The sequence below is a fragment of the Nocardiopsis changdeensis genome (assembly GCF_018316655.1).
GTDB lineage: Bacteria > Actinomycetota > Actinomycetes > Streptosporangiales > Streptosporangiaceae > Nocardiopsis > Nocardiopsis changdeensis.
Genome location: NZ_CP074133.1, coordinates 2,198,747 through 2,224,382, shown reverse-complemented (window position 1 = coordinate 2,224,382; position 25,636 = coordinate 2,198,747). Strand labels below are relative to the sequence as shown.

Annotated in this window: 24 protein-coding genes; 3 read left to right on the top strand and 21 right to left on the bottom strand. The window is 72.3% G+C overall.

Features of this window, described 5'->3' with window-relative positions; all coding sequences use genetic code 11:
* Window positions 1–70: 70 nt before the first annotated feature.
* Window positions 71–472 carry a type II toxin-antitoxin system VapC family toxin gene (locus tag KGD84_RS10210; protein WP_220560025.1) on the bottom strand — a complete coding sequence of 134 codons (402 nt, stop codon included), beginning with the start codon at window positions 470–472 and terminating at the stop codon, window positions 71–73.
* Window positions 469–723, bottom strand: coding sequence for a FitA-like ribbon-helix-helix domain-containing protein (locus tag KGD84_RS10205; protein WP_220560024.1), 255 nt, complete (start codon window positions 721–723; stop codon window positions 469–471). The genes KGD84_RS10210 and KGD84_RS10205 overlap by 4 nt, the downstream gene beginning before the upstream one ends.
* Before the next feature lie 94 nt (window positions 724–817).
* On the opposite strand from KGD84_RS10205, the gene KGD84_RS10200 reads away from it, so the two are divergent.
* The gene (locus tag KGD84_RS10200) at window positions 818–1,576 is read left to right on the top strand and encodes an IclR family transcriptional regulator (RefSeq protein ID WP_220560023.1); all 759 of its coding nucleotides are present in this window, start codon (window positions 818–820) and stop codon (window positions 1,574–1,576) included.
* Here the strand turns inward: KGD84_RS10200 and KGD84_RS10195 are convergent.
* Complete coding sequence (locus KGD84_RS10195; protein ID WP_220560022.1) at window positions 1,573–2,256, bottom strand: hypothetical protein; 684 nt, start codon at window positions 2,254–2,256, stop codon at window positions 1,573–1,575. The genes KGD84_RS10200 and KGD84_RS10195 overlap by 4 nt on opposite strands.
* Window positions 2,257–2,402: 146 nt before the next feature.
* Here KGD84_RS10195 and KGD84_RS10190 point away from each other — a divergent pair, with 146 nt between their 5' ends.
* The gene (locus tag KGD84_RS10190; RefSeq protein WP_220560021.1) at window positions 2,403–2,675 is read left to right on the top strand and encodes a hypothetical protein; all 273 of its coding nucleotides are present in this window, start codon (window positions 2,403–2,405) and stop codon (window positions 2,673–2,675) included.
* A 271-nt stretch (window positions 2,676–2,946) separates the two neighbouring features.
* Here the strand turns inward: KGD84_RS10190 and KGD84_RS10185 are convergent, their stop codons facing one another.
* The 10 genes from KGD84_RS10185 to uvrC form a co-directional block, all read right to left on the bottom strand.
* The gene (locus KGD84_RS10185) at window positions 2,947–3,318 is read right to left on the bottom strand and encodes an RNA polymerase-binding protein RbpA (protein WP_073381179.1); all 372 of its coding nucleotides are present in this window, start codon (window positions 3,316–3,318) and stop codon (window positions 2,947–2,949) included.
* A gap of 81 nt (window positions 3,319–3,399) precedes the next feature.
* Complete coding sequence (secG, locus tag KGD84_RS10180; protein WP_220560020.1) at window positions 3,400–3,636, bottom strand: preprotein translocase subunit SecG; 237 nt, start codon at window positions 3,634–3,636, stop codon at window positions 3,400–3,402.
* Between the two features lie 282 nt (window positions 3,637–3,918).
* Window positions 3,919–4,698 (bottom strand): triose-phosphate isomerase, encoded by a 780-nt coding sequence (tpiA, locus tag KGD84_RS10175; protein ID WP_220560019.1) that lies wholly within the window; start codon window positions 4,696–4,698, stop codon window positions 3,919–3,921.
* 36 nt (window positions 4,699–4,734) lie between these two features.
* On the bottom strand, window positions 4,735–5,919 hold the full coding sequence (locus KGD84_RS10170; RefSeq protein ID WP_220560018.1) for a phosphoglycerate kinase: 1,185 nt from the start codon (window positions 5,917–5,919) through the stop codon (window positions 4,735–4,737).
* A gap of 147 nt (window positions 5,920–6,066) precedes the next feature.
* Window positions 6,067–7,071: a type I glyceraldehyde-3-phosphate dehydrogenase gene (gene gap / locus KGD84_RS10165; protein ID WP_220560017.1), complete on the bottom strand. Its 1,005-nt coding sequence runs from the start codon at window positions 7,069–7,071 to the stop codon at window positions 6,067–6,069.
* 331 nt (window positions 7,072–7,402) lie between these two features.
* On the bottom strand, window positions 7,403–8,383 hold the full coding sequence (gene whiA / locus KGD84_RS10160; protein WP_220560016.1) for a DNA-binding protein WhiA: 981 nt from the start codon (window positions 8,381–8,383) through the stop codon (window positions 7,403–7,405).
* 199 nt (window positions 8,384–8,582) lie between these two features.
* Window positions 8,583–8,966: a DUF488 domain-containing protein gene (locus KGD84_RS10155; protein ID WP_220560015.1), complete on the bottom strand. Its 384-nt coding sequence runs from the start codon at window positions 8,964–8,966 to the stop codon at window positions 8,583–8,585.
* Between the two features lie 38 nt (window positions 8,967–9,004).
* Window positions 9,005–9,979: a gluconeogenesis factor YvcK family protein gene (locus tag KGD84_RS10150; RefSeq protein ID WP_220560014.1), complete on the bottom strand. Its 975-nt coding sequence runs from the start codon at window positions 9,977–9,979 to the stop codon at window positions 9,005–9,007.
* Window positions 9,980–10,159: 180 nt separating this feature from the next.
* A complete protein-coding gene (rapZ, locus tag KGD84_RS10145; protein ID WP_220560012.1) occupies window positions 10,160–11,044 on the bottom strand; it encodes an RNase adapter RapZ in 885 nt (294 codons plus the stop codon).
* On the bottom strand, window positions 11,041–13,074 hold the full coding sequence (gene uvrC, locus KGD84_RS10140) for an excinuclease ABC subunit UvrC (RefSeq protein WP_220560011.1): 2,034 nt from the start codon (window positions 13,072–13,074) through the stop codon (window positions 11,041–11,043). The genes rapZ and uvrC overlap by 4 nt, the downstream gene beginning before the upstream one ends.
* Before the next feature lie 188 nt (window positions 13,075–13,262).
* Between uvrC and KGD84_RS10135 the strand changes: the two genes are divergently transcribed.
* A complete protein-coding gene (locus KGD84_RS10135) occupies window positions 13,263–14,402 on the top strand; it encodes a mechanosensitive ion channel family protein (protein WP_255646435.1) in 1,140 nt (379 codons plus the stop codon).
* Window positions 14,403–14,474: 72 nt separating this feature from the next.
* On the opposite strand, the gene KGD84_RS10130 is transcribed toward KGD84_RS10135, so the two are convergent.
* From KGD84_RS10130 to steA, 8 genes are all read right to left on the bottom strand, one after another.
* Window positions 14,475–14,873, bottom strand: coding sequence for a Rieske (2Fe-2S) protein (locus KGD84_RS10130; protein ID WP_220565655.1), 399 nt, complete (start codon window positions 14,871–14,873; stop codon window positions 14,475–14,477).
* Window positions 14,874–15,065: 192 nt separating this feature from the next.
* The gene (gene uvrA, locus KGD84_RS10125) at window positions 15,066–17,900 is read right to left on the bottom strand and encodes an excinuclease ABC subunit UvrA (protein WP_220560010.1); all 2,835 of its coding nucleotides are present in this window, start codon (window positions 17,898–17,900) and stop codon (window positions 15,066–15,068) included.
* 356 nt (window positions 17,901–18,256) lie between these two features.
* Complete coding sequence (locus tag KGD84_RS10120) at window positions 18,257–19,285, bottom strand: TerC family protein (protein ID WP_220560009.1); 1,029 nt, start codon at window positions 19,283–19,285, stop codon at window positions 18,257–18,259.
* A 409-nt stretch (window positions 19,286–19,694) separates the two neighbouring features.
* Window positions 19,695–20,777: a glycosyltransferase family 4 protein gene (locus KGD84_RS10115; RefSeq protein ID WP_220560008.1), complete on the bottom strand. Its 1,083-nt coding sequence runs from the start codon at window positions 20,775–20,777 to the stop codon at window positions 19,695–19,697.
* Window positions 20,774–22,396, bottom strand: coding sequence for a murein biosynthesis integral membrane protein MurJ (gene murJ, locus KGD84_RS10110; protein WP_220560007.1), 1,623 nt, complete (start codon window positions 22,394–22,396; stop codon window positions 20,774–20,776). Before murJ ends, KGD84_RS10115 begins: the two co-directional genes overlap by 4 nt.
* Window positions 22,397–22,406: 10 nt before the next feature.
* A complete protein-coding gene (locus KGD84_RS10105; protein ID WP_220560006.1) occupies window positions 22,407–23,345 on the bottom strand; it encodes a hypothetical protein in 939 nt (312 codons plus the stop codon).
* Window positions 23,345–24,388, bottom strand: a complete 1,044-nt coding sequence (locus KGD84_RS10100; RefSeq protein WP_220560005.1) for a copper transporter — start codon at window positions 24,386–24,388, stop codon at window positions 23,345–23,347. Before KGD84_RS10100 ends, KGD84_RS10105 begins: the two co-directional genes overlap by 1 nt.
* A complete protein-coding gene (gene steA / locus KGD84_RS10095; protein WP_220565654.1) occupies window positions 24,385–25,557 on the bottom strand; it encodes a putative cytokinetic ring protein SteA in 1,173 nt (390 codons plus the stop codon). The genes KGD84_RS10100 and steA overlap by 4 nt, the downstream gene beginning before the upstream one ends.
* Window positions 25,558–25,636: the final 79 nt, after the last annotated feature.

Genomic DNA, 25,636 nt, shown 5'->3' with positions numbered 1-25,636 from the left:
ACCCCGCGCCACCACCGCCGCAGGCCCGACACGGCCATTGTGTCTGAGATACCGGACAGGCGGCCTCCGGCTAACGGATCACCCTCACCTCACAGCGCAGCCCCGGAGCCGCGGCGAGTCGGGCGTCCGCGGTGACCAGGGCGCAGTCCAGCGCTTCGGCGACCGCCGCGTAGGCGGCGTCATAGGCGCTGACGTTGTTGCGCAGCTCCCAGACGCGCTCGGCGATCGCCCCGACCACTTCGACGTAGCCGATGGTCTGCATCCCGTAGAGCTTGAGCGCGGCCTCCGCGTCGGGCAGGGGGATCTTGTGTCCCAGCACGAGCCCCCGCATCGAGCTCAGGAGTTCCACCGGCTGATGGCTCGGCGCGTACCACTCCGGGTCGCTGCCGAGGACTCTTTGGGCGACTCCGGAACCGTGTCCGGACACTCCGAGGTAGAGGTCGACGAGGGCCGAGGTGTCGACAACGATCACGCCACTTCACTTCCGGACTCGGGGGTGCCGTCTCCTCGGGCCTCGCGCACCGCGGCGACGATCTCCTCCACGGTCAGCTTGGCTCCGGGCAACGGAGTCTGCTCGACGATCGCACGGTTGCGTGCGAAGCGGGCCTCTTTCTCCAAGAGGGCGAGCAAGTACGCCTGGAGCGATTTGCCCGACCTCTTGGCCTCCGCGGCCAAGGCCTCTCTGACCTCATCGGGGACGTCTTTGATCTGGATAGCGCTCATGGAGTCATCATAACCTCAATTTAGCTAAATTGAAGTTATTTCAGCGCCACTATGGCGCCAATGCGTATGCAGGATTCCGTGGCAGACTCGGGGCATGAGCATCGTCCCGGCGGCGACCCGCGCCCTGCGGCTCCTGCGGTTCCTGGCGACGCGCCCGGGGCCGGTGTCGGCGGCGGCGGCCGCCGCGGAGCTGGGCATCCCGCGTTCCAGCGTCTACCAGCTGCTGGAGGCGATGGCCGAGGAGGGGTTCGTGACCCACCTGCCGGAGGAGCGGAGGTGGGGGCTGGGCGTGGCCGCCTTCGAGATCGGCTCGGCCTACCTGCGCCACGACGGCATGGAACGGCTGGCCCGGCCGCTGCTGGCGCGCCTCACCGAGGCCACCGGCGCCACCTCGCACCTGGGGGTGCTGCACGGCGCCGACACGCTCTACCTGCTCAAGGAGCAGCCGCCGCACGCGCCGTCGCTGATCACCGGGGTGGGAGTGCGCCTGCCCGCGCACCTGACCGCGTCCGGGCGCGCCATGCTGGCGCTGCTGCCGCGTGCCCAGGTGCGCGCCCTGTACCCCGGGGCGGCGGCGTTCACCGACCGCACCGGGCGCGGCCCGGGCGACCCCGCCGAGCTGCGCCGGGTGCTGGCCGAGGAGGCGCGGCAGGGCTGGTCCATCGAGGACGGCCAGGTGACGGAGGGGTTCGTGTCGGTGGCCGCCGCGGCGCTGGACCACAACGGGCGCCCCGCGGCGGCGATCAGCCTGACCGTGCCCAGCGCCCGCCCGGTCACCCCCCAGGCGCTGGCCGGCCGGGTGCGCGACGCGGCCGCCGAGCTGACGCGCAGGCTCGGCGGCCGCACCCCCTAGGCCGCCTTGGGGCGGACGCGCTGGACGATCCCGGGGAAGGGCGCCGTGTTCTCGATCATGCGCAGGATCTTCTCCTCCAGGTCCTTGGGCACCTGGACGTAGAACTGGGTGGCCGCCTCGGGGTCCTCCTCCAGCCCCAGGGCGCCGGCGCTCTCGGCCCAGGAGGGCAGTTCGGCGTCGGTGCGGTGGGTGTCCAGCGAGAACTCGATGAAGTAGGTGGTCCGGTGGGCCACCACGGTCTCCTCGCGGATGCGCCGGATCTCGGGCCAGGCGATGAAGGTGCCCTCGCCCGGGAACCACCACTTGCGCTCCTGGAGCACCGTGACGCCGTCGCTGTCGGCGCTGATCCCCTGCCGGGTGATGCGCTGGGGCAGGCCGCGCAGCACGAACACGTTGCTCACCGGGCCGATGAACATCATCGTCAGCGACGCCGAGACCCACAGGGCCACCGACCCGACCGTCGTCTCGTCGTTGAGCACGTGCCAGAACGTGGAGCCCAGGACCACGAGGAAGCCGAGGGTCAGGGTGGCCGAGAAGTAGGCCACGGCGATCCACATGCGGGCGTTGGGTCCGCGCAGGCTGACGTATCTGCGCAGGTGGGAGACTCCGGTGGGCGGATGGGTCAGGTCCGAGGGGACGCCCCGTGTCACAGGGACGTCCGAGGGGTCGGGGGAAGCCATGGGTCCATTGTCCCCCTCCCCCGCCGTACTCGGTGCGTCCGACATGCCCGCTTCTGCCGCTATATAGGCGGTTCGGCACCGAACGGTCCGGAACGATACGGTGAAATCCCGGGTGGGGAGGGGAGCGGGCCGTTAGAGTCCGACCCATGAATCCCAACACGAGACCGGGCGCGAGCGAGTACGACACCGAACTGAGGGCCGGTGGCCGGGTCGTCTCCCTGGACGGGATGGTCTACCAGGGGCGCACCGTCCTGGTGGAGGGCCCGGAGATGTTCGAGCCCCTGGAGCGCTGGGCCAAGGGGGTGGCCGAGGCGCTGGGCGAGCCGGTGACCTGGCGGGCCACGGACCGCAAGGGGGAGCTCGCCGGACGCGGCACCGTCCAGCCGGGCCCCGCCGCTCAGAACCTGCGGGCGCTCTGAGCACCGCACTTGGCGCACTGGAACTTGCGGTCGTCGCCGAGAATCCAGTCGTGGTCCCCGCCGGTAGGGCATGCGGACATGGACACCAACTCCTTGGGAGGGGGCTGCGAGGGGTCTGCGCTGCTCACTGTACGTCCCACGCACCACACCAGTCCCGAGAATGAGGAAATTCCACGCTTCGCTCACCTTTGCCACGACGTGCGCGAACGCCGACGGGGCCCGTCGCGCAGGCGACGGGCCCCGGGCAGGTTCGAAGCGAAGGGGGTGTGCGTCAGTTGCGGGCGGCGCGCATGTGGGCCTCGACCGCGGCGCGGTCGGCGCGCAGCTTGGCCAGGGCCTCGTCGAGGATGAGCTTGCCCTCCTCCGCGCTGCGCCGCTCCTTCACGTACGCCAGGTGGGTCTTGTAGGGCTCGGTGCGCGGCGGCGACGGGGGGTTCGCCTTGTCCTTGCCCGCGGGGAACCCGCAGCGGGGGCAGTCCCACTCGTCGGGGACGAGCGCCTCACTGGCGAAACTGGGCACGACCTCGTGCAGGTTCGCACAGTAGAACGGGACCCGGATGCGCGGGGCGGCCTCGCCGCGCTCCGCCTCGCCCATGGGACCGGCTCCGACCCGGCTGCCACGGATGGCACTGCCACTACCCACGAAAAACTCCTTCGGCGAACACGCTCACCGGCGACTCTGGCGAGCTTGACTGTGGAGGGTGAGCACCCGCTGGGTCGCGGGTCACATCCCCCGGTTGATCAGCAGGCCGAGGACGACACCGGCGATGATCCAGAGGACGGCGACGATGATGGTCATCCGGTCGAGGTTGCGCTCGACCACCGACGATCCACCGAGCGAGGAGGTGACACCGCCGCCGAACATGTCGGAGAGGCCGCCGCCCTTGCCCTTGTGCAGCAGCACGAGGAGGACCAGCAGCACGCTGAGAAGCATCACGAAGATGGACAGACCGAGGATCACACGCTCACCCGTAGCTCGACCCCGCAGCGGGGGGATGGACACCTCGATCCCCCGCTTCCCTCCCGTCCCGTCGGTGCCGTCGCGGCACCGGCCCGGTTCAGGGGGAGGAGGAGATCGGGGACGATTTCGGATTTTACCGTGCCCTGAGTGACACGGGTGGGGAAACGGCAAGGGACGCAGGAACCCCACAGCGAAGTGTAGCCCGACCTGGAGACCCGTCGGGCGCCCCGCCCGTCACCGTTGCGCAACGGAGTGCGACGATGGCGGACGGGGCGGGAGGGGTCAGCCGTTCTCCGCGAAGCGGATGATCTTGACGAACTCCTCGGCCTTCAGGCAGGCGCCGCCCACCAGGGCGCCGTCCACGTCCTTCTCGGCCATGATGCCGGGGGCGTTGTCGCCCTTGACCGAGCCGCCGTAGAGCACGCGCACCTTGTCGGCCAGGTCGGCCGAGTACAGCTCGGCCAGGCGGCCGCGGATCGCCGAGCACACCTCCTGGGCGTCGGCCGGGGTGGCGACCTCGCCGGTGCCGATGGCCCACACCGGCTCATAGGCGATCACGAGGCGCTCGGCCTGCTCGGCCGGGATCTCCTTGAGGGCGCCGTCGACCTGGGACAGCACGTGCTCGACCTGGCCGCCGGCCTTGCGCACGTCCAGGCCCTCGCCCACGCACAGCAGCGGCACGATGTCGTTCTTGAACGCGGCCTTGATCTTGGCGTTGACCAGCGCGTCGTCCTCGTTGTGGTACTCGCGGCGCTCGGAGTGGCCCACCAGGACGTAGGCGCAGTCCAGCTTGGCCAGCATGGCGCCGGAGATCTCGCCGGTGTAGGCGCCCTTGTCGTGGGCGGAGATGTCCTGGGCCCCGTACCCGATGCGCAGCCGGTCGCCGTCCACCAGCGTCTGCACGCTGCGGATGTCGGTGAACGGCGGCAGGACGACGACCTCGGCGGCCTCGTAGTCCTTGTCCTCCAGGGAGAAGGCCAGCTTCTGGACGAGCGCGATGGCCTCCAGGTGGTTGTTGTTCATCTTCCAGTTGCCCGCGATGAGCGGCAGTCGCTGGGTCATACGGATCACTTCCTCGGAAAGTCTCGGGGGTTCGCGTCAGCGCAGGGCGTCGATGCCGGGCAGGTCCTTGCCCTCCAGGTACTCCAGGCTGGCACCGCCGCCGGTGGAGATGTGGCCGAAGGCCGCCTCGTCGAAGCCGAGGGCGCGCACGGCCGCGGCCGAGTCGCCGCCGCCGACCACGGTGAAGGCGTCGGAGTCGATGAGGGCCTGGGCCAGGGCGCGGGTGCCCCCGGCGTAGGGCTCCATCTCGAACACGCCCATGGGGCCGTTCCAGAACACGGTCCTGGCGTCGGCGAGCTTCTCCGCGAACAGGGCGCGGCTGCGGGGGCCGATGTCCAGGCCCATCCGGTCGGCCGGGATGGCGTCCACGTCCACGTCGGCGTGCGCGGCGTCGGCGGCGAACTTCTCGGCGGCCACCACGTCCACCGGCAGGACGATCTCCACGCCCTCGCGCTCGGCCCGCTCCAGGTAGCCCCGGACGGTGTCGAGCTGGTCGGCCTCCAGCAGGCTGGTGCCGACCTCGTGGCCCTGGGCCCGCAGGAAGGTGAACACCATGCCGCCGCCGATGAGGATGCGGTCGGCGGTGCCGAGCAGGTTGTCGATGACGCCGAGCTTGTCGGAGACCTTGGAGCCGCCCAGGACCACGGCGTAGGGGCGCTGCGGGTCGGTGGTGAGCTTCTTGAGGACCTCGACCTCGGTCAGGACCAGGCCGCCGACGGCGTGCGGGAGCCTGCCGGGCAGGTCGTACACGCTGGCGTGCCTGCGGTGCACCGCGCCGAACGCGTCGCCCACGTACAGGTCGGCGAGCTGCGCGAACCGGTCGGCCAGCTCTCCGCGCTCGGCGTCGTCCTTGCTGGTCTCGCCGGGCTCGAAGCGCACGTTCTCCAGCAGCGCCACCCCGCCGTCGGCCAGCCCGTCGCAGACGGCGCGGGCGGACTCGCCGGCGGTGTCGGCGGCGAAGGCCACCTCGGTGCCGAGCAGCTCGCCCAGGCGGGCCGCCACCGGGCGCAGGGAGTAGCGGGGGTCCGGGGCGCCCTTGGGGCGGCCCAGGTGGGCGGCGACGATGACGCGGGCGCCGCGCTCGCGGAGCGCTTCGATGGTCGGCAGGGCCGCACGGATGCGCCCGTCGTCGGTGATCCGCTCGCCGTCCAGGGGCACGTTCAGGTCGGCCCGGACGAACACGCGCTTGCCGGAGACGTCGAGGTCGTCGATCGTCCGCATGCTGGTCTCCTCGTGACGAATATCGGGTCTTGCCGCCCCTGGTCGCAGGGGCCGGAAAGGGGCGCGCTCACGACGGCACCCCTCCGCGCGCAGTGCGGGCGGAGGGGTGCCGTGTCACGCGCCGGAGGCCGCGGGGGCCGGGGCGTCCTACAGACCGGAGCCGACCAGCTTGGCCAGGTCGACCAGGCGGTTGGAGTAGCCCCACTCGTTGTCGTACCAGCCGACGATCTTGACCTGCTTGCCGAAGGCCATGGTCAGGCTGGAGTCGAAGGTGCAGGAGGGCGAGGTGCCGACGATGTCGGAGGAGACGATCGCGTCCTCGGTGTAGACCAGCACGTCCTTGAGCGGCCCCTCGGCGGCGGCCTTGAACGCGGCGTTGACCTCTTCCTTGGTGACCTCGCGGGTCAGGGTGACGACGAGGTCGGTGACCGAGCCGTCCGGCACCGGGACGCGCATGGCCATGCCGTCCAGCTTGCCCTTGAGCTCGGGGATGACCAGGGCGGTGGCCTTGGCGGCACCGGTCGTGGTCGGGATGATGTTCTGCGCGGCGGCGCGGGCGCGGCGCAGGTCCGAGTGCGGGAAGTCCAGGATGACCTGGTCGTTGGTGTACGCGTGCACCGTGGTCATCAGGCCCTGCTCGATGCCGAAGGCGTCGAGCAGCACCTTCGCCATCGGCGCCACGCAGTTGGTGGTGCAGGAGGCGTTGGAGATGACGTGGTGGGCGGCCGGGTCGTACTTGTCGTCGTTGACGCCCATGACGACGGTGAGGTCCTCGCCCTTGGCCGGGGCGGAGATGATGACCTTCTTGGCGCCGGCGGCCAGGTGCTTCTTGGCGTCCTCGGCCTTGGTGAAGCGGCCGGTCGACTCGATGACGACGTCGACGTTCAGCTCGCCCCAGGGCAGCAGGGCCGGGTCGCGCTCGGCCAGGACCTTGATGTTCTTGTCGCCGACGCGGATGAAGTCCTCGCCCACCTCGACGTCGCCCGCGAGGGTGCCGAGCACGGTGTCGTACTTGAGCAGGTGCGCGAGCGTCTTGGTGTCGGTGAGGTCGTTGACCGCGACGATTTCGATGTCGCCGCCGCCCGCTGCGACCGCACGCCAGAAATTGCGGCCGATCCGGCCGAAGCCGTTGACGCCTACACGGATGGTCACGGAACCAATCCCCTCATATATCGCACTTCATTTACACCCGCGCATTGCCGACCGGCTCGCGTCCGGACCGCGGTGTACTCCGCACGGACGGCTGTGAACAGGTGTTACGCCGCATCGGGTGTTCACAAAGAGCCTAGCGGAGGACGTGCGGGGGTCGGTTACCGACCCATGCCGACCGCGCTCCGAACGGCTCGTGGATTCGCGACCATCCTGGCACCGCAAAGCGAAGAGGTCTATACCATTTGCCGAAGTTATCGGCGAGTTCTCGCAGTTAACAAAGCCGAACATCGGTGTTACGCGCGCGCTGCGGCCCGGACGGCGGCGCCCCAGGTCAGGGCACCAGCATGTCCGGAGTGAGGTTCGCCTCGGTCCCCTCGATGCCCAGGTCGGCCGCACGCTTGTCGGCCATGGCCAGCAGCCTGCGGATGCGCCCGGCGATGGCGTCCTTGGTCAGCGGCGGCACCGACAGCTGGCCCAGCTCCTCCAGGGACGCCTGCTTGTGCGCCAGGCGCAGCTTGCCCGCCGCCACCAGGTGCTCGGGGGCGTCCTCGCCCAGGATCTCCAGCGCCCGCTCCACCCGCGCCCCGGCCGCCACGGCCGCCCGGGCGCTGCGCCGCAGGTTCGCGTCGTCGAAGTTCGCCAGCCGGTTCGCGGTCGCCCGCACCTCCCGGCGCATCCGGCGCTCCTCCCAGGCCAGAACACTCTGGTGGGCGCCCAGCAGGGTCAGCAGCGCGCCGATGGAGTCGCCGTCGCGGACCACCACGCGGTCCACCCCGCGCACCTCGCGCGCCTTGGCGTGCACCTTCAGCCGACGCGCCGCGCCGACCAGCGCCAGCGCCGCCTCCGGGCCCGGGCAGGTCACCTCCAGCGACATCGACCGGCCGGGCTCGGTGAGAGAGCCGTGCGCGATGAAGGCGCCCCGCCACGCCGACTCGGCGTCGCAGGCCCCGCCCGCCACCACGTGCCGGGGCAGGCCGCGCACCGGGCGCCCGTTGTTGTCGACCAGCCCCGTCTGCCGGGCCAGCGACTCGCCCTCCTTGATCACCCGCACCACGTACCGGTTGCCCTTGCGCAGGCCGCTCGGGGAGAGCACGACCACCTCGGACTCGTGTCCGAACACCTCGGAGATGTCCTTGCGCAGGCGGCGCGCGGCGGCACCGGTGTCCAGCTCGGCCTCGATCACGATCCGGCCGCCCACCAGGTGCAGGCCCCCGGTGAACCGCAGGATGGTGGACACCTCCGCCTTGCGGCAGCATGGCTTCAGAATGGCCAGACGGCTCAGTTCATCCTTCACCACGCCGGTCATCGCCATCGCTGCGATCCTCCCCTTGAAACGACCTTGACCGGTGCCGCGCGCCCGTACACCGGCGATGCCGCCGCGGCCCCGCCACGAGCGACTTTCTCCGAGGAGACTACGTTACGAGACGCCCGGTGCCGACCCTTGAACGGCGTGTTGCCCCCACGACGGCGCCGTCTGCGCCGCGGGGCACGGGGTTCGTGGCGGTGTGCGGTCAATTGCCCCCGACCTGCGATGACAACAGCTCCAGCAGGTGGTCGCGCAGCACCACCGCCTGATTGTGCTCCTCATCGCGCGCCGAGTACAGCAGCGTCACCGGCCCCCGCCGCGCGGCCTCCAGGATCGGCTCCAGCGCCCGGGGCCGGTCGGCCAGCTCCGCCCGGTAGCGGCGGGCGAACTCCTCGAACCTGGCCGGGTCGTGGCCGAACCAGGTGCGCAGCTCCGAGCTGGGACCCGCCTCCTTGACCCACGGCACGCCCTCCAGCGCGCTCTTGCGGACCCCGCGCGGCCAGAGCCGGTCGACCAGGAACAGCGCACCCGGCGGCCGGTCCCCGCGCACCTCGTCGTAGACCCGTTCCACGGTGATGTCGTAGCCCATGGCGGCGGTGTTCCCCGGGGGCCGCCAGGGGGAACCCGTCAGTCGTTCAGGATCCGCTCGAAGGCCCGCGCCAGCAGCTCCGGGTCGTGCCGGGGGCTGCCGTCGCCCATCGCCAGGTCGGCCAGCTCCAACCGCCCGCCCAGGTCCCGCGCGGCCGCGGCCAGCGGCTCGGCCTCCTCCACCGTCCCCCGGTCGGCCAGCACCACGTCCACGCCCAGCTTCGGGGCGTGCTCGCGCAGCACCTCCAGGTAGGTCTCGGGCCGGAAGTCGTCGGTCTCCCCCCGCTGCGGGGACAGGTTGAGCGCCACCACCCGCCGGGCCCGCGTGGTGACCAGGGCGTGCGCCAGGTCCGGCACCAGCAGGTGCGGCAGCACGCTGGTGAACCACGACCCGGGGCCGAACACCACCCAGTCCGCCTCGCGCACCGCCTTGACGGCCTGCGGCTCCGCCGGGGGCTCCGCCGGGATCAGCGAGACGGAGCGCACCCGGCCGCCGGTGCTCGCGCACGCCACCTGGCCACGGATCGTCGTCACCTCGTCGGGGCGCCCGGCGTCGGCGCCCACCACCTCGGCGGAGATGTCCAGCGGCACCGACGACATCGGCAGCACCCGGCCGTGGGCGCCCAGCAGCTGGCCCACCCAGTCCAGCCCGGCCACGGAGTCGCCCAGCAGCTCCCACAGCGCCACGATCAGCAGGTTGCCCACGGCGTGGCCGTGCAGCTCGCCCTCGGAGCGGAACCGGTGCTGGATCACGTTGCTCCAGGTGTGGCCCCACTCGTCGTCACCGCACAGCGCGGCCAGCGCCATCCGCAGGTCTCCCGGGGGCAGCACCCCCAGCTCGCGGCGCAGCCGCCCGCTGGAGCCGCCGTCGTCGGCGACCGTCACCACCGCGGTCACGTCGGTGGTCACCCGCCTCAGGGCCGACAGGGACGAGTACAGGCCGTGCCCGCCGCCCAACGCGACCACCCGGGGCGGACGTGTTCCGTCCCCGTCCGGTGCGGTGCTGTTCGCCATGGTCGTGGCCTGCCCCTCGTACCCGTGTGCAGCGACGGGCCGCCCCGCCGAGGACGGCGGACGCGCCCGACGTCCCCGAACCGCCGGAGCCCCCGCCCCGCGGGGTATCGGCACCGACGGTGACCGAGTCAATGTAAGGGAAGACGGCCCGCTTGGCGATTCGGTTGACCCGGCCCCCGCTCACTCCCGTCCCACGTCCCGGTGCACCACGTGGACCTCCACGCCCTGGGTGCGCAGCCGCTCCGCGAACTGCTCGGCCATGGCCACGCTGCGGTGCTTGCCGCCCGTACAGCCCACCGCCAGCGTCATGTAGTGCTTGCCCTCGCGCTGGTAGCCCTCGATGGTGAGCTTGAGGACCTCGCTGTAGGCCTCCAGCATCTCCTTGGCCCCGTCCTGGGACAGCACGTAGTCGCGCACCGGCTCGTCGCGGCCGTTCATCGGCCGCAGCTCCGGGATCCAGTGGGGGTTGGGCAGGAACCGGCAGTCCAGCACCAGGTCGGCGTCCACCGGCAGCCCGTGCTTGAACCCGAAGGAGACCACGTTGGCGCGCGGACGCGCCTCGTCGCTCTCCCCGAAGAACCCGATCACCCGCGCCTTGAGCTGGTGCACGTTGAGCTGGGAGGTGTCGATGACCAGGTCGGCCTCGCCGCGGACGGCGCGCAGGGTCTCGCGCTCGCGGGCGATGCCGTCGGTCAGCCGGCCGTCGCCCTGCAGGGGGTGGGGCCTGCGCACGCCCTCGAACCGGCGCACCAGGGCGTCGTCGCCCGCCTCCAGGTACAGCACCCGCGCCGTGATGTCGCGCTTGCGCAGCTCCTCCACCGTGGACAGCAGGTCCTCGGTGAACGCCAGCGACCGCACGTCCACGACCACCGCCACCCGCGGCACCGCGCCGTGGGTGCGCCCCGCCAGCTCGATCATCGTCGGCAGCAGGCCCGGCGGCAGATTGTCCACCACGAACCAGTCCAGGTCCTCCAGCGCCCTGGCCGCCGTGCTCCGGCCCGCACCGGACATCCCGGTGACGATGACCACCTCGGGCGGCAGCTCCCCGCCCAGTTCGACCGTCATGTGTCTCCTCCCCCGTCAGTGCTGTTCGGTACCGGTGCCCCGTCGGTCTCCCGTCCCGCAGGGCTCCCGGAAAGGTGCGCGTGCACGGACTCGGCCAGCTTGGGCCCGATGCCCGGCACCGCGGCGATCTCCTCGACCGTGGCCCCCGCCAGCCGCTTGACCGAACCGAATGCCTTGATCAGGGCGGTGCGGCGGGCCGGGCCCAGGCCGGGCAGCTCGTCCAGGGCGCTCCCGGTGAGCGCCTTGGCCCGCTTCTGGCGGTGGTAGGCGATGGCGAACCGGTGCGCCTCGTCGCGCACCCGCTGCAGCAGGTACAGGCCCTCGCTGGTGCGCGGCAGGATGACCGGGTCCTCGTCGTCGGGCAACCACACCTCCTCCAAGCGCTTGGCCAGACCGCAGACGGCGATGTCGTCGATGCCCAGCTCGTCCAGGGCACGGCGCGCGGCCTGCGCCTGGGGGCGCGCCCCGTCCACCACCACCAGGTTAGGGGGGTAGGCGAACTTCCCGGGTTTCGGCTCGTCGTCGATCACGTGACCGTCCTGTGCGGCGGAGTCGCCGCCGGTCTCCCCCATCCGGGCGACCTCGCCGCTGCGGGCGCTCTCCTCCAGGTAGCGCCGGAACCGGCGCTTGACCACCTCGTACATCGCCGCGACGTCGTGCTGCTCGGCGCCGCCCTCGCCGCTGCCGCGCACCGAGAAGCGCCGGTACTCGGACTTGCGGGCCAGGCCGTCCTCGAACACCACCATGGACGCGACCACGTGCTCGCCCTGGAGGTTGGAGATGTCGAAGCACTCGATGCGCAGCGGCGCCTCCTGGAGCTCCAGTGCCTCCTGGAGCTCGTTGAGGGCGCGGCTCCGGGTGCTCAGGTCCCCGGCCCGGTGGGTCTTGTGCCGGGCCAGCGCCTCCGCGGCGTTCTTCTCCACGGTCTCCATCAGCGCCCGCTTGTCCCCGCGCCGGGGGACCCGCAGGTCCACGTTGGCGCCCCGGTGCCCGGCCAGCCAGCCGGCCACCGCCTCAGGGTCGGCAGGCTCGTGGGAGACCAGCACCTCGCGCGGAACCGCGGTGCCGGTCCCCTCGCCCTCCTCGGTGCCCTCGGCGGAGCCGTACAGCTGGCCCAGGAACGTCGCCATCAGCTCGGCGGGGCCCGCGTCGTCCACCTTGTCCACCACGTAGCCGCGCTGGCCGCGGATGCGCCCGCCGCGCACGTGGAAGATCTGCACGGCCGCCTCCAGCTGGTCGTCGGCCAGGGCGATCACGTCGCAGTCGGTGGAGTCGGGCAGCACCACCGCCTGCTTCTCCAGCGCGGCGCGCAGGGCCTCGATGTCGTCGCGCAGCCGGGCCGCCCGCTCGTACTCCATCTCCTGGGCCGCGGCCCTCATCTCGCCCTCCAGGCGGCGGATGAAGCGGCCGGTGTCCCCGGCCAGGAAGGAGCAGAAGTCGTCGGCCAGGGCGCGGTGGTCCTCCGGGGAGATCTTCCCGGTGCACGGCGCCGTGCACTTGCCGATGTACCCCAGCAGGCAGGGGCGGCCGCTGGTGCGGGCCCCCCGGAACACCCCCGCCGAGCAGGTCCGCACCGGGAACACCCGCAGCAGCAGGTCCACGGTCTCGCGGATCGCCCAGGCGTGCGAGTACGGGCCGAAGTAGCGCACCCCCTTGCGCTTGGCCCCGCGCATCACCTGGACGCGCGGGAACTCCTCGTCGAGGGTCACCGCCAGGTAGGGGTAGCTCTTGTCGTCGCGGTACTTGACGTTGAACCGCGGGTCGTACTCCTTGATCCAGGAGTACTCCAGCTGGAGCGCCTCCACCTCGGTGCCCACGATCGTCCAGTCCACGTCGGCGGCGGTGGAGACCATCTGCTGGGTGCGCGGGTGCAGCCCCGCGAAGTCCCGGAAGTACGACGACAGCCGCGAGCGCAGGTTCTTGGCCTTGCCGACGTAGATGACCCGGCCCGCACCGTCCCGGAAGCGGTAGACCCCCGGGGAGGTCGGGATGGAGCCGGGCGCGGGACGCAGGTGAGGTGTCGCAGGCATGCCCCCATTCTGGTGTGCGGCGGTGACATCCGGCCACTCGCGCCCCGGGCGTCCCCCGCCGGGGACGAGAGCCGCGTCACGAGCACCACGATCAGGTCGCCCGAACGTCACGATCGGGTATCCGCATGCTCTAGGTTGGGCGGGTAGATCGACCCTTTCCGACATGAACGACAAGGGGGCCTCGCGTCGTGGACATCGACGAATATTGGGCCTGGATCGCCCTCGGCATCGCCGTGGCCATCTCCCTGGCACTGGTGTTCGCCGCGCGCTGGGTGCTCAAGCACAAGCTCGCCAAGATGTGGAGCATCGCGAACTTCCTGGTGATCAGGACCCGCTACTCCGGGTACGCGGCGGGCGCGGTGGTGGGCGCCAACCTGGGCATGCCCAGCATCACCGACGTGGGCTGGTCCACCTACGGCACGCTCCGGCACGGCATGGTGATCCTGATGATCGGGTCGCTGACCGCCCTGGGCATCAGCCTCGCCTACGCCGTCACCGACACCATCCTGGCCCGCCTGTCCCACGCCAACGGGGACGCCGACCGCAAGGCGCGCCGCCTGCAGACGCAGGTGCGGCTGCTGCGCCGGGTCGTCACCTCGATCATCGTGGTCGTGGCGGTCTCCGCGATCCTGTTCACCTTCCCGCAGGTGCAGGCGCTGGGCGCCGGGCTGCTGGCCTCCGCGGGCATCATCGGCATCGTCGCCGGTGTGGCCGCCCAGTCCACCCTGGGCAACCTGTTCGCCGGATTGCAGCTGGCGTTCAGCGACGCCCTGCGCATCGGCGACGTCGTCGTGGTCGAGGGCGAGTGGGGCCGGGTCGAGGAGCTGTCCCTGGTCAACGTCACCATCAAGATCTGGGACGAGCGCCGGCTGGTGGTCCCGGTCGCGAACTTCACCACGACCAGCTTCGAGAACTGGACCAAGTCGGGCACGGCGATCACCGCCAAGGTGATGATGCCGCTGGACTGGGAGGTCCCGATCGCCGAGCTGCGCGAGGAGGCGGGCCGCCTCATCACCGCCAGCGAGTACTGGGACGGGCGCAGCTGGTCCTGCCAGGTGGTGGACATCACCGAGAACGGCGAGGTGATGGTGCGCGTCGTGGCGACCGCCGCCAACACCGGCGACCAGTGGAACATCGCCTGCGAGATCCGCGAGCACCTCATCGGCTGGCTGGTCGAGCACTACCCGCAGTCGCTGCCGCGCAACCGCACCGAGGTCGTGGCCGCCGAGGACGAGGACGCCTTCCGCGCCGCGGCCGCCTCCGCCGCGATCCGGCGCGCGGAGCGCGACGCCCCGGGCAGCCGGGAGGAAGTCCCCGAGGACGCCTGACCCCTTGTGTGAACGTGCGGAACGCCCGGGACCGTGTCGGTCCCGGGCGTTCCGCGTTGGGCGCCGCGGCGCTCAGTCCAGGATGATGTCGGTGCCGTCGACGGTGACCGTGAACTCCTCCAGGGCCACCTGCGCGGGGCCCGTCACGACCTCGCCGGTGGCGTAGTCGAACTCGCTGCCGTGGCACAGGCAGCGGATGACGCCGTCCTCCACCTGCTGGACGGTGCAGCCGCCGTGGGTGCAGGAGGCGGCGAAGGCCCGGTAGTCACCGGCCTCGGGCTGGGTGACCACCAGCTTGCTGTGGCTGAAGACGGCGCCGCCGCCCTCGGGGACGTCGGTGGTCTGGCCGACCACCTGGCCCCGCCGGGCGTCCTGCGGCTTGGGGGGCTCCCCGCCGCAGGCGCTCACCGCGGTGACGGCCCCGACGGCCGCGACCGCCCCGGCCGTCCCGAGCAGGCGCCGCCTGCTCACCCCGCATCCGCACGTCTTCTCGACCGCCACGACGAACCGCTCCTCACCTGCGCGTCCAAACCTACGACGCACTGTAGTAGGCGGTCCGGAGTGCTTCGCCCCGGGCCCCGCCAAAGCCCCCCGGCCGGGGACGACGGCGGCCCGCCCCCGGAGGAAGGGCCCGGGGACGGGCCGCGCACCCGCGGGTGCGGCTCAGAGCAGCTTGGCGAGGAACCGCCCGGTGTAGGACTCGGCGACCGCCGCGACCTCCTCGGGGGTGCCCTGGGCGACCAGGGTGCCGCCGCCGGAGCCGCCCTCGGGGCCCATGTCGATGATGTGGTCGGCGGTCTTGATGACGTCCAGGTTGTGCTCGATGACGATCACCGTGTTGCCGGAGTCGGTGAGCCGGTTGAGCACCCCCAGCAGCTTGCGGATGTCCTCGAAGTGCAGGCCCGTGGTGGGCTCGTCCAGCACGTACACGGTGCGGCCGGTGGAGCGGCGCTGCAGCTCGGCGGCGAGCTTGACCCGCTGCGCCTCGCCGCCCGACAGGGTGGTGGCGGGCTGGCCCAGGCGCACGTACCCCAGCCCCACGTCGGTGAGGGTCTGCAGGTGGCGGCGGATGGCGTTGACCGGCTCGAAGAACTCCAGCGCCTCCGAGATCGGCATGTCCAGGACCTCGGCGATGTTCCTGCCCTTGTACTTGACCTGGAGCGTCTCCCGGTTGTAGCGGGCGCCGTGGCACACCTCGCAGGGCACGTACACGTCCGGCAGGAACTGCATCTCGATCTTGAGCGTGCCGTCGCCGGAGCAGGCCTCGCAGCGCCCGCCCTTGACGTTGAACGAGAACCGGCCCGGCTGGTAGCCGCGCGTCTTGGCGTCGGTGGTCTGCGCGAACAGCTTGCGGATGTGGTCGAAGACCCCCGAGTAGGTGGCCGGGTTGGACCTCGGGGTGCGCCCGATGGGGCTCTGGTCCACGTGCACGACCTTGTCGACCTTGTTCAGGCCGTTGACCCGCACGTGCCGGCCCGGGACGTCGCGCGCCCCGTTGAGCTCCTTGGCCAGCGCCTTGTACAGGATCTCGTTGACCAGCGTGGACTTGCCCGAGCCCGACACCCCGGTGACGGCGGTGAACACCCCCAGCGGGAAGGCCACGTCGATGTCGCGCAGGTTGTTCTCGCGGGCGCCCTTGACGACCAGCTCGTGCCCCTTGGTGAGCGGGCGGCGCACCGCCGGCAGGTCGATGGAGCGGCGCCCGGACAGGTAGTCGCCGGTGAGCGACGCCTCGTTGGTGAGCAGCTCGTCCACGATGCCCGACACCACCACGTGGCCGCCGTGCTCGCCCGCGCCCGGGCCGATGTCGACCACCCAGTCGGCGGCGCGGATGGTGTCCTCGTCGTGTTCCACGACGATGAGCGTGTTGCCGATGTCGCGCAGCCGCTGGAGGGTCTCCAGCAGGCGGGCGTTGTCGCGCTGGTGCAGGCCGATGGAGGGCTCGTCCAGCACGTAGAGCACGCCCACCAGGCCCGAGCCGATCTGGGTGGCCAGCCGGATGCGCTGGGCCTCGCCGCCCGAGAGCGAGCCGGAGGAGCGGGCCAGGCTGAGGTAGTCCAGGCCCACGTCCAGCAGGAAGCCCAGCCGGGCGTTGATCTCCTTGAGGACCTGGGCGGCGATGACCGCGTCGCGGTCCGACAGCCGCAGGTCGGCCAGGAAGCGGGCGCTCTCGGCCAGCGACATCGACGCCACCTCGGCGATGGACCGCCCGCCCACGGTCACCGCGAGCACCACCGGCTTGAGCCGGGTCCCCTCGCAGGCGGGGCAGGGCACGCTGCGCATGTAGCCCTCGAGGCGCTCGCGGCCGTAGTCGCTCTCGGTCTCGGTGTAGCGGCGCTTGACCCAGGGGACGACGCCCTCGAAGTCGGTGTAGTAGGACCGCTCGCGGTTGTACTTGGTGCGGTAGCTGACGTGGACCTGGGTGTCGTGCCCCTCCAGGATCGCCTTGCGGGCGCGCTTGGGCAGCTTCTCCCAGGGGGTGTCCAGGACGAACCCGACCGACTCGCCCAGGGCGGTGAGCAGCCGCTCCCAGTACCCGCCGTTGGGGCCGCCCGACCAGGGGGCCAGGGCGCCCTCGGCCAGGGTCTTGGCCGGGTCGGGGACGATCAGCTCCGGGTCGACCTCCATGCGGGTGCCCAGGCCCGAGCACTCCGGGCAGGCGCCGTAGGGGGCGTTGAAGGAGAAGGAGCGCGGCTCCAGCTGCTCGAAGGACAGGTCGTCGTAGGGGCAGTACAGGTGCTCGGAGAAGACCTTCTCGCGCTCGGGGTCGTCCTCGGCCAGGTCGACGAAGTCCAGCACGATGGTCCCGCCGGCCAGCTTGAGCGCGGTCTCCACCGAGTCGGTCAGCCGCCCGCGGGAGGACTCCTTGACGGAGAGCCGGTCCACGATCACCGAGATGTCGTGCTTGTCGTAGCGGCCCAGCTTGGGCGCCTCGTCCAGGCGCACCGGCCGGCCGTCCACGACCGCGCGGGTGTACCCCTTGGACTGCAGGTCCTTGAACAGTTCGAGGTACTCGCCCTTGCGGCCGCGCACCACCGGGGCCAGCACCTGGAAGCGGGTGCCCTCGGTCATCTCCAGCACCCGGTCCACGATCTGCTGCGGGCTCTGCCGGGAGATCTCCCGGCGGCACTGCGGGCAGTGCGGGACGCCGATGCGCGCCCACAGCAGCCGCAGGTAGTCGTACACCTCGGTGATGGTGCCGACGGTGGAGCGGGGGTTGCGGCTGGTGGACTTCTGGTCGATGGACACCGCCGGGGACAGCCCCTCGATGAAGTCCACGTCGGGCTTGTCCATCTGGCCCAGGAACTGGCGGGCGTACGCCGACAGGGATTCGACGTAGCGGCGCTGCCCCTCGGCGAAGATCGTGTCGAAGGCCAGCGAGGACTTGCCCGAACCGGACAGGCCGGTGAACACGATCATGGCGTCGCGGGGCAGGTCCAGCGACACGTCCTTGAGGTTGTGCTCCCGGGCACCCCGGACTACCAGTTGTTCGACCATCGAGTCAGACATCCTTCGGCTGTGGCACACAGGGCACCGGTCGGGCGTCGGCCTGCCGTGCGCGGTTCGTGTGTTCGGCGGTCGGGTCCCCCGGACGACCGCCCCGGCCCCGGATCCGGGCCGCTGAAGGGGGGTGGGGAGGGCGTGGGCCTCCCCGTCCGTCAAGACTAACGACCCCCGCCGACGGAATCTTCCGCAACGGAGAAGTGCCGTGTCCTGATGCCCCGACGCCGATACGGGGTCCACTATAGACGAACGTGTGTTCGACGTCCGGGTTTTCGCGCGGCCCGGGGAAAAAGAACCGGGGGCGGTCCCGGTGAACGGGACCGCCCCCGGGCGGGAGCGCGGGACGGCCGTCAGGAGCGGTCGGCCGCGGAGTCCCTCTCGCCCTCCTCCTCGACGGCGGGAGGGGCGTTGCGCTTGTCGGCCGCGGACTTGATCAGGCTGCCGACGATCGTGATCACCATGACGCCGATGATCACCGTCAGGGACAGGGAGGTGCTGATCTCCGGGACGTGCACGCCGTTCTCGTGCAGCGCGTGCAGAATCATCTTGATGCCGATGAACACCATGATCGCCGACAGGCCCCAGCTGATGTAGGACAGGCGGTCCATCAGGCCGGCCAGCAGGAAGTACAGCTGGCGCAGGCCCAGCAGGGCGAACGCGTTGGCGGTGAAGACGATGTAGGCGTCCTGGGTGAGGCCGAAGATCGCCGGGATCGAGTCGACCGCGAAGACCAGGTCGATGACGCCGATGGCCAGGATGACCAGCAGCATCGGGGTGATGTGGCGCTTGCCGTCGAGCTTCACCGTCAGGTGCGCGCCGTGGTAGCCGTCGGTGACCGGCCAGAACCGCTTGACCAGGCGCACGACCGGCGTCTGGGTGAAGTCCTTCTCCTCCTCGTCGCCCTTCATGTGGTCCCGGACGATCTTGTACCCGGTGTAGATGAGGAAGGCGCCGAACAGGTAGAAGACCTCGCTCCAGGCGTTGATGACCTGGGCGCCGAGGATGATGAAGATACCGCGCATGATCAGCGCGATGACGATGCCGATGAGCAGCACCTCGTGCTGGTACTTCTTGGGCACCGCGAAGGAGCCCATCAGCAGGTAGAAGACGAAGAGGTTGTCGACGCTCAGGCTCTTCTCGGTGACGAACCCGGCGAAGTACTCCGCGCCGGCGGTCGCACCGCCGTAGTACCACACACCGAAGCCGAAGATGATGGCGATGCCGATGTAGAAGGCGGCCCACCAGGCCGCCTGCTTGACCCCGAACTCCTGGGGGCCCTTCTTCTTGCTCCACGGGTGGTCCACGATGGCGAGGTCGATGACCAGGATCGCGATCATGGCGCCGATCGTGGCGACCCAGACCCACAAGGGTACGTTCACTGTCGTTAACTCCTCCGGTCAGTGCGCGCGGGCTGTTTGCACGCACGTCGAACCGCCGGAGGTCTCTCCCGCTCGCCTCGGAATCCAGGACGAACCGACGGTACCGGGAACACGCCCTTGTGTTCCGTGATGACGACACCGCCGCGACAGGGATACTCCCCTCACATGCCAGGCCAGGATACCGGCCGCACGATGTGACCGTGCACGCCCGGCCTGTGACCACGATGCCACATCCGCCCTCTCCGCAGAAGTAGCGCGGAGGACGAAGTAGCACGACCCCCAGGACACATCATCCGCTCCTGGCGGATATCCGGCGAACGAACAGGGGATCCGGGTATATAAGGCACAAAACGCCCCTGACATTCCCTTTTCCCGCGTCACCGACTTTTCCCGTGCCGCTTTTCCCGTGTCACCGCCCCAGTACCGACTTGTACACCGCGCACGCCGCCGCCACCGCGTCCTCCTCGCCGGGCAGCGACCGCGCCGCCGCGGCGGACCGCGCCCGCAGGTCCGCGGCGAGGGCCGGATCGTCCAGCACCCGCCCCACCGCCGCCGCGAACGCCTGCGGGTCGCCCGGCGGCACCATGAGCACCGTCCCCGAGTACAGGTCCGGGATGCCGCCCACGCGGGTGGACACCACCGGCAGCCCCGCCCGCAGCGCCTCCATGATCACCAGCGACGGCCCCTCCCACTGGCTGGTCAGGCAGAACACGTCGGCGGCCGCCAGCAGGTCGGCCACGTCCGTGCGGTGCCCCAGCATCCGCACGTCGGCCCCCAGCTCCGCGGCGGTGTCGTGCAGGGTCCCCCACAGCGGCCCGTCCCCCGCGATCGCGATGACCGGCTCCGGGTGCCGGGCGGCGATCCGCGGGGCCGCCTCCAGCAGCATGTCCAGGCCCTTCTGCTCGGCCAGCCGGGCGATGGTCAGCAGCAGCGGCCGCTCGGGCAGCACCGCCAGGTCCGACCGGGTCGCCTCCCGGCCCTTGACCGGGGGGCCGGTGTCGGGCGCCGCCACCACCGCCGGACGGGCGTCGCGCGCCCCCACCCGCTCCAGCCGCCGCACCAGGTCCCCCGACACCCCCAGCACCACGTCGGCGCGCAGCGCCACGATCCTCTCCAGCACCGGGTAGGCGGCCGCCTTCAGGCCGTCCACCGGCGGCGGGGCGTTGTGCGCCGTCACCACCAGGGGGCGTGCCCCCGCCAGGGCGCACAGCGCGCCGGCCCGCATCCCGTGGGCGTGCACCACGTCGGCGCCGCCGAGCACCGACCGCAGCCGCAGGACCGTCGCGGGATCGGCGACCGAGGGGGCCGCCCCGATCCGCACCGGCGCGAACCGCATCCCGGCGTCGGTGAACGCGAACTCCCGCTCGGCCGAGGCCGGGCCGACCACCGCCACCCGGTACCCCCGCCGCACCAGCCCCTCGCCCAGGGACCGCACATGCCTGCCCGCCCCACCGGTACTGGTCCCCAGCACCAACGCGATCCTGCCGTTCACCGGCTCCCCCTCCTGCGTTCGAACACGCTCCGGACCCGATCCAGGGCCGCCCGCGCCGACGGCCGGTCCACCACGGCCGCCACCAGGGCGAACACCACCACCGCCAGCACACCCGACGCCAGGGCCGCCCCAGCCGAGGACCACACCCCGCCGCCCGCCAGCGCCGAGGCCACCGGCCGGCCCGCCGCCCAGCCCAGCGCACCGCCCGCCGCCACCGCCGCGAGCGACCGCCCCGCCCCGGCCAGCGCCGCCGGGCCGTGCACCCGCCCCACGGCCACCGCGCAGGCCAGCGCCGCGCACGTCAGTCCCAGTGTCGTCGACCAGCCCAGGGCGGCGATCGCCCACCCGGGCGGCACCAGCGCCACCGACACCGCCGAGCACGCCATCACCAGCAGCCAGCCCAGGGTCTGGGCGGCCGCCGCGGGCCTGCCGTGGTGGGAGGCGTACAGCGCCCGGCTGAACAGCGCCACCAGTCCGAACCCCACCACACCGGGCGCGTAGGCCGCCAGGGCCCGTTCCAACGCCACCGGGTCGTTGCGGGCGAACACCTCGGCCACCGGCGCCGCCGCGGCCGCCAGGGCGGTGCCCACCGCGGCGGTCAGCACCGCGGTGGCCCGCGCGGGCCCCGCCACCAGCTCCGCGTACGCGCCCCGGTCGCGGTCGGCGTGCGCCACCGCCAGCGCGGTGAAGGCGCTGGTGGCGATGGGGACCGCGATCACCCCGTAGGGCAGGGTGAACAGCGCCCACGCGTAGGAGTACAGCACCGATCCGCCCGCCCCGCCGCCGCGGTTGGCCAGCGCCACCGACAGCAGCAGGCACGCCTGCATCGCCACCAGCGGCACCAGGGACGCCGCCGCGAGGGACCGCACCCGCCGGCCCACACCGGGCGGGAAGACCAGCCGAGGACGCCAGCGCAGCCCCAGCCGCAGCGCCGGGCCCAGCACCGTCAGGAACAGGGCCACCACTCCGGCCGTCGTCCCCAGCGACAGCACCAGCTCCGCCCCCAGGGGCAGCCCGGCCGGGTCCTGCCGGTGAGCGCCGCCCAGCGGAACGAACAGCAGGTAGGAGCAGATGACCACCACGCTCGACACCAGCGGCGCCGCCGCCGGGGACAGGAACCGCCGGTGCGCCTGCAGCACCCCGTACAGCACCGCCGCCAGCCCGTAGAACACCACCTGCGGGGCGAACACCAGCAGCATCCGCACCGACAGCGCGGCCAGCACCCCGGGGTCGCAGCCCGCGCCCGCTCCCAGCATCAGCGCCATCGCGTAGGGGGCGGACAGCGCGATCAGCCCGGCCAGCGGCACCGACAGCAGCAGCACCCAGGTCAGCAGCGCCGACGCCGTGTGCTCCACCTGCTCCCGCTCGCCCCGCCCGGCCGCGGCCGCCAGCACCGGGACCACCACCGCGGTCAGCGCCCCGCCGATGACGATCTCGAACAGCACCGCGGGCAGCTGGTTGGCGGTGATGTAGGCCGTGCCCAGGCAGGTGTCGCCCACCGTCTGGGAGAAGACCACCGTGCGCCCGAACCCCGCCACCCGGGCGCCGACGGTGACCGCCGCGATGAGCAGCGCGGCCCGGCCGACCCCCTGCGTCACCCCGGCGGCGAGGCGGGACACCCCGGGCCCCTCACGCGCACCGCCCCCAGCGGTCCAGTGCCCGCAGCGGCGGCACCCGGTCGATGACCCTGGAGAAACTCGTGACCTCGCTGGCCAGGGTCAGGGCCACGACCCCGCCCAGCAGCGCCAGCCGCACCGGGCGGGGGGCGCGGGCGGCCGCCGCCGCGCCCAGGGCGGCGCCCAGGGCGTTGGCTCCGGCGTCGCCGAGCATGGAGCGCTCGGCGAGGTCGTCGGGGAGCAGGGCCGCGCAGGCGCCGACGGTGGGCGCCAGCACCGGGGCCGCCGGGGAGGCCAGCCCGGGCAGGGCGGCCAGCAGGCCGAGTTTGACGGCGCGGCCCGGGCGCAGGTCGAAGAGGTTCACCAGGTTGGCGCCCGCGGCGATGAGCGCCCCGTCCACGAGGGTGTCGAGGGGGCCGCGGCGCAGCAGGGCGGCGGCGGCCAGGCCGGTGGCGCCGATACCCGCCATCTTCACCGCCCCGGTGGTCACCCGCCCCCGGGCCAGGGCGCCCAGGTGGCCGCGCAGCCCGCGGGCGTCGGCGGATCCGGCCAGGTCGTCGTAGGCGCCGAACGCGGCCGCCCCGGCGGCGGCCAGCGCCGTCGCGGCCCGCACCCGGGGGTCCAGGCCGGGCGTGAGCAGGCTCGCCGCGCACACACCCGAGGCCAGGGCCGGACCCTCCTGGAGGGTCACCCGCCGCCCCCGAAAGTTGGTCCGCCACCACGCGGCCGGGCCGGGTCCCCCGGCCGGAGCGGTCTCCGCGGCCGGAGCGGGTTCCGCCGCCGGAGGGGACTCCGCGGCGCCGTCGCGGTCGGCGGCGGCACGGGTGAGCAGGGTGTAGGCGGTACGGGCGGCCGCCGCCGCGACCGCGGCGCCGACCAGCCCCTGCACGGCGGACGCGGAGACGGGGTTCCGGCGGCGGCCGGCGCCCGGGCGCTGGAAGGACGGGTCCATCACTCCTCCCCCCGGGCGGCCCTGCGGGCCTCGTCGGTGTCCGGCGACGGGGACGGCGAAGGCGAGGCCGACGCCCGGGGCTCGGGCAGCGGGTCCGGCATGAACCCGCGCACCCCCTCGCCCACCCCGTAGGCGGCGCCGTCGCCGTCGACGTCCTCGGCCAGCGCCAGCACCGCCACGATGTCGCCCATCGGGCGGCCCGCCATGTCCACGGTCGCGAAACCCGCCTCCGAGGCCCGGGCCCGGGCGAGCATCCCGTCCCCGCGCGAGGACGGCACGTCCCCCGCCAGCACCAGCCCCTCGACCCGGTCGTGCAGGGCCGAGGAGAACGACGCCAGCACCGTGTTCTCGGCCTCCCGGTCCTCGCGCCCGGCCTGCTCGGCCGAGGACGGGGCGACCACCACCACCGCGTCGGTCCCGCCCGCGGGCTCCCCGTGCACCGAGATCAGCCCGCCCTCGACGAACGTCTCCAGCGCGGCGGCCGGGTCGTGCCCGCCGTTCCGGCCGCCTTCCTCCCGGTCCTCCCCGTCGCCGTCGCGCTCGGAGGAGCGGGCCAGGGCCCGGCCGATCTCGGTGCCCGCCTTCTCATAGGTCCCCACGCCCTCCAGGGATGCCGGGTCGGCGGAGACCTGGAGCGCCAGCTCGTCGACGAACGCGGTGTTGCTCGGGTCGACGAACTCCGAGCGGACCTCGATCCGCCCGGAGACCGAGCCGCCCGCCTCCTTCACGCGGTCCTCCAGCGAGGCCGCCGTGTCGGCGTCGGCGCCCGGCGCCTGCACCAGCACCACGTCCAGGCCCCGCAGCCGGTCCTCCAGCAGGTCCCCGGCGGCGGCGTCGGCGAGCTCGTCGGCTCCGGCGTTGACCCGGTCGGCGACGTCGCGCTCGGCGCGCAGGTCCTCGGTCTGGCCCCGCAGCTCGGCGGTCTCGTCCTGCAACGTGTCGAGCAGCGGGTCCTGGAGCATGGTGGTGCCCAGGACGAGCCCCACCGTCAGCGCCAGGAACACCGCGATGATGGACACCAGGTGGTAGCGGAAATCGATCACGTGAACAGCCCCGTCAGCCAGTAGGAGAAGGCGTCCCAGCGCGCCGCGAGGAACGTGAGGTAGACCTGCCCGGCCGGTGAGCTGTAGGCGGCGACCACGATGGTCAGCAGGCTGGCCGCGACCAGCCCGAGCAGCGCCCAGGGGGAGATCCGCGAACGGTACAGGCGGCTCACGCCCTTGGCGTCCACGAGCTTGCCGCCCACCCGGAGCCGGGTGAGGAAGGTGCTGGCCATCCCCGACCGCCCCTTGTCGAGGAACTCCTCCAGGGTGGCGTGCGTGCCCACCGCCACGATGAGGGAGGCCCCGGCACCGTCGGCGAGCATCATCGCCACGTCCTCGCTGGTGCCGGTCGCGGGGAAGACCACGGCCGGGTAGCCCAGGTCGGTCAGGCGCTGGAGCCCGGGGGCCCGCCCGTCCCGGTAGGCGTGCACGACCAGCTCGGCGCCGCTGGCCAGTGCCCGGTCCGAGACCGAGTCGAAGTCCCCGACGATGATGTCGGGCCGGTAGCCGCCCTCCATGACCGCGTCGGCCCCGCCGTCCACGGCGATGATCACCGGCCGGAACTCGCGGATGTAGGGCCGCAGCGCGGCGATGTCCTCCCGGTAGTGGTAGCCGCGCACGACGATCAGGACGTGGCGGCCCTCCATCTCCGTGGAGATCTCGGGGATGCCGATGCCGTCCAGCAGCAGGTCGCGCTCGTGCTGGAGGTAGGCCATGGTGTTGGCCGCGAACGCCTCCAGCTGGGTGGCCAGCCCGGCGCGGGCCTCGGCCATGGCGGCGGCGACCGTCTCGGGGGTCTGCACGGTCCCCTTGGCGACGGGTTCCCCGCCCCGGTAGAGCACCCCGCCCTCCAGGCGCAGAGGTTCGCCGTCGCGGACCCGGGTGAACACCTCGGGGTCGACGTCGTCGACCAGCGGGATGCCCGCCTGGGTGATGAGTTCCGGGCCCTGGTTGGGATAGCGGCCCGAGATGCTCCGGGCGACGTTGAGGACCGCCGACACCCCGCACCCGACCAGCGCCTCGGCGCTGACGCGGTCCAGGTCGACGTGGTCGATGACCGCGATGTCGCCGGGGCGCAGGCGCTTGGTCAGGTTCTTGGTGCGCCGGTCCGAGCGCACGGGAGCGACCAGCCCGGAGGGAGAGTCCGCCCGGGTCCGGCGGAACCGCATGACTGTGGCGCTGAGCGCGTCCGATACCTTCATCGCTGGCATACTGTCAGAACTCGCCTACGCAGAGTCATAACAGCGT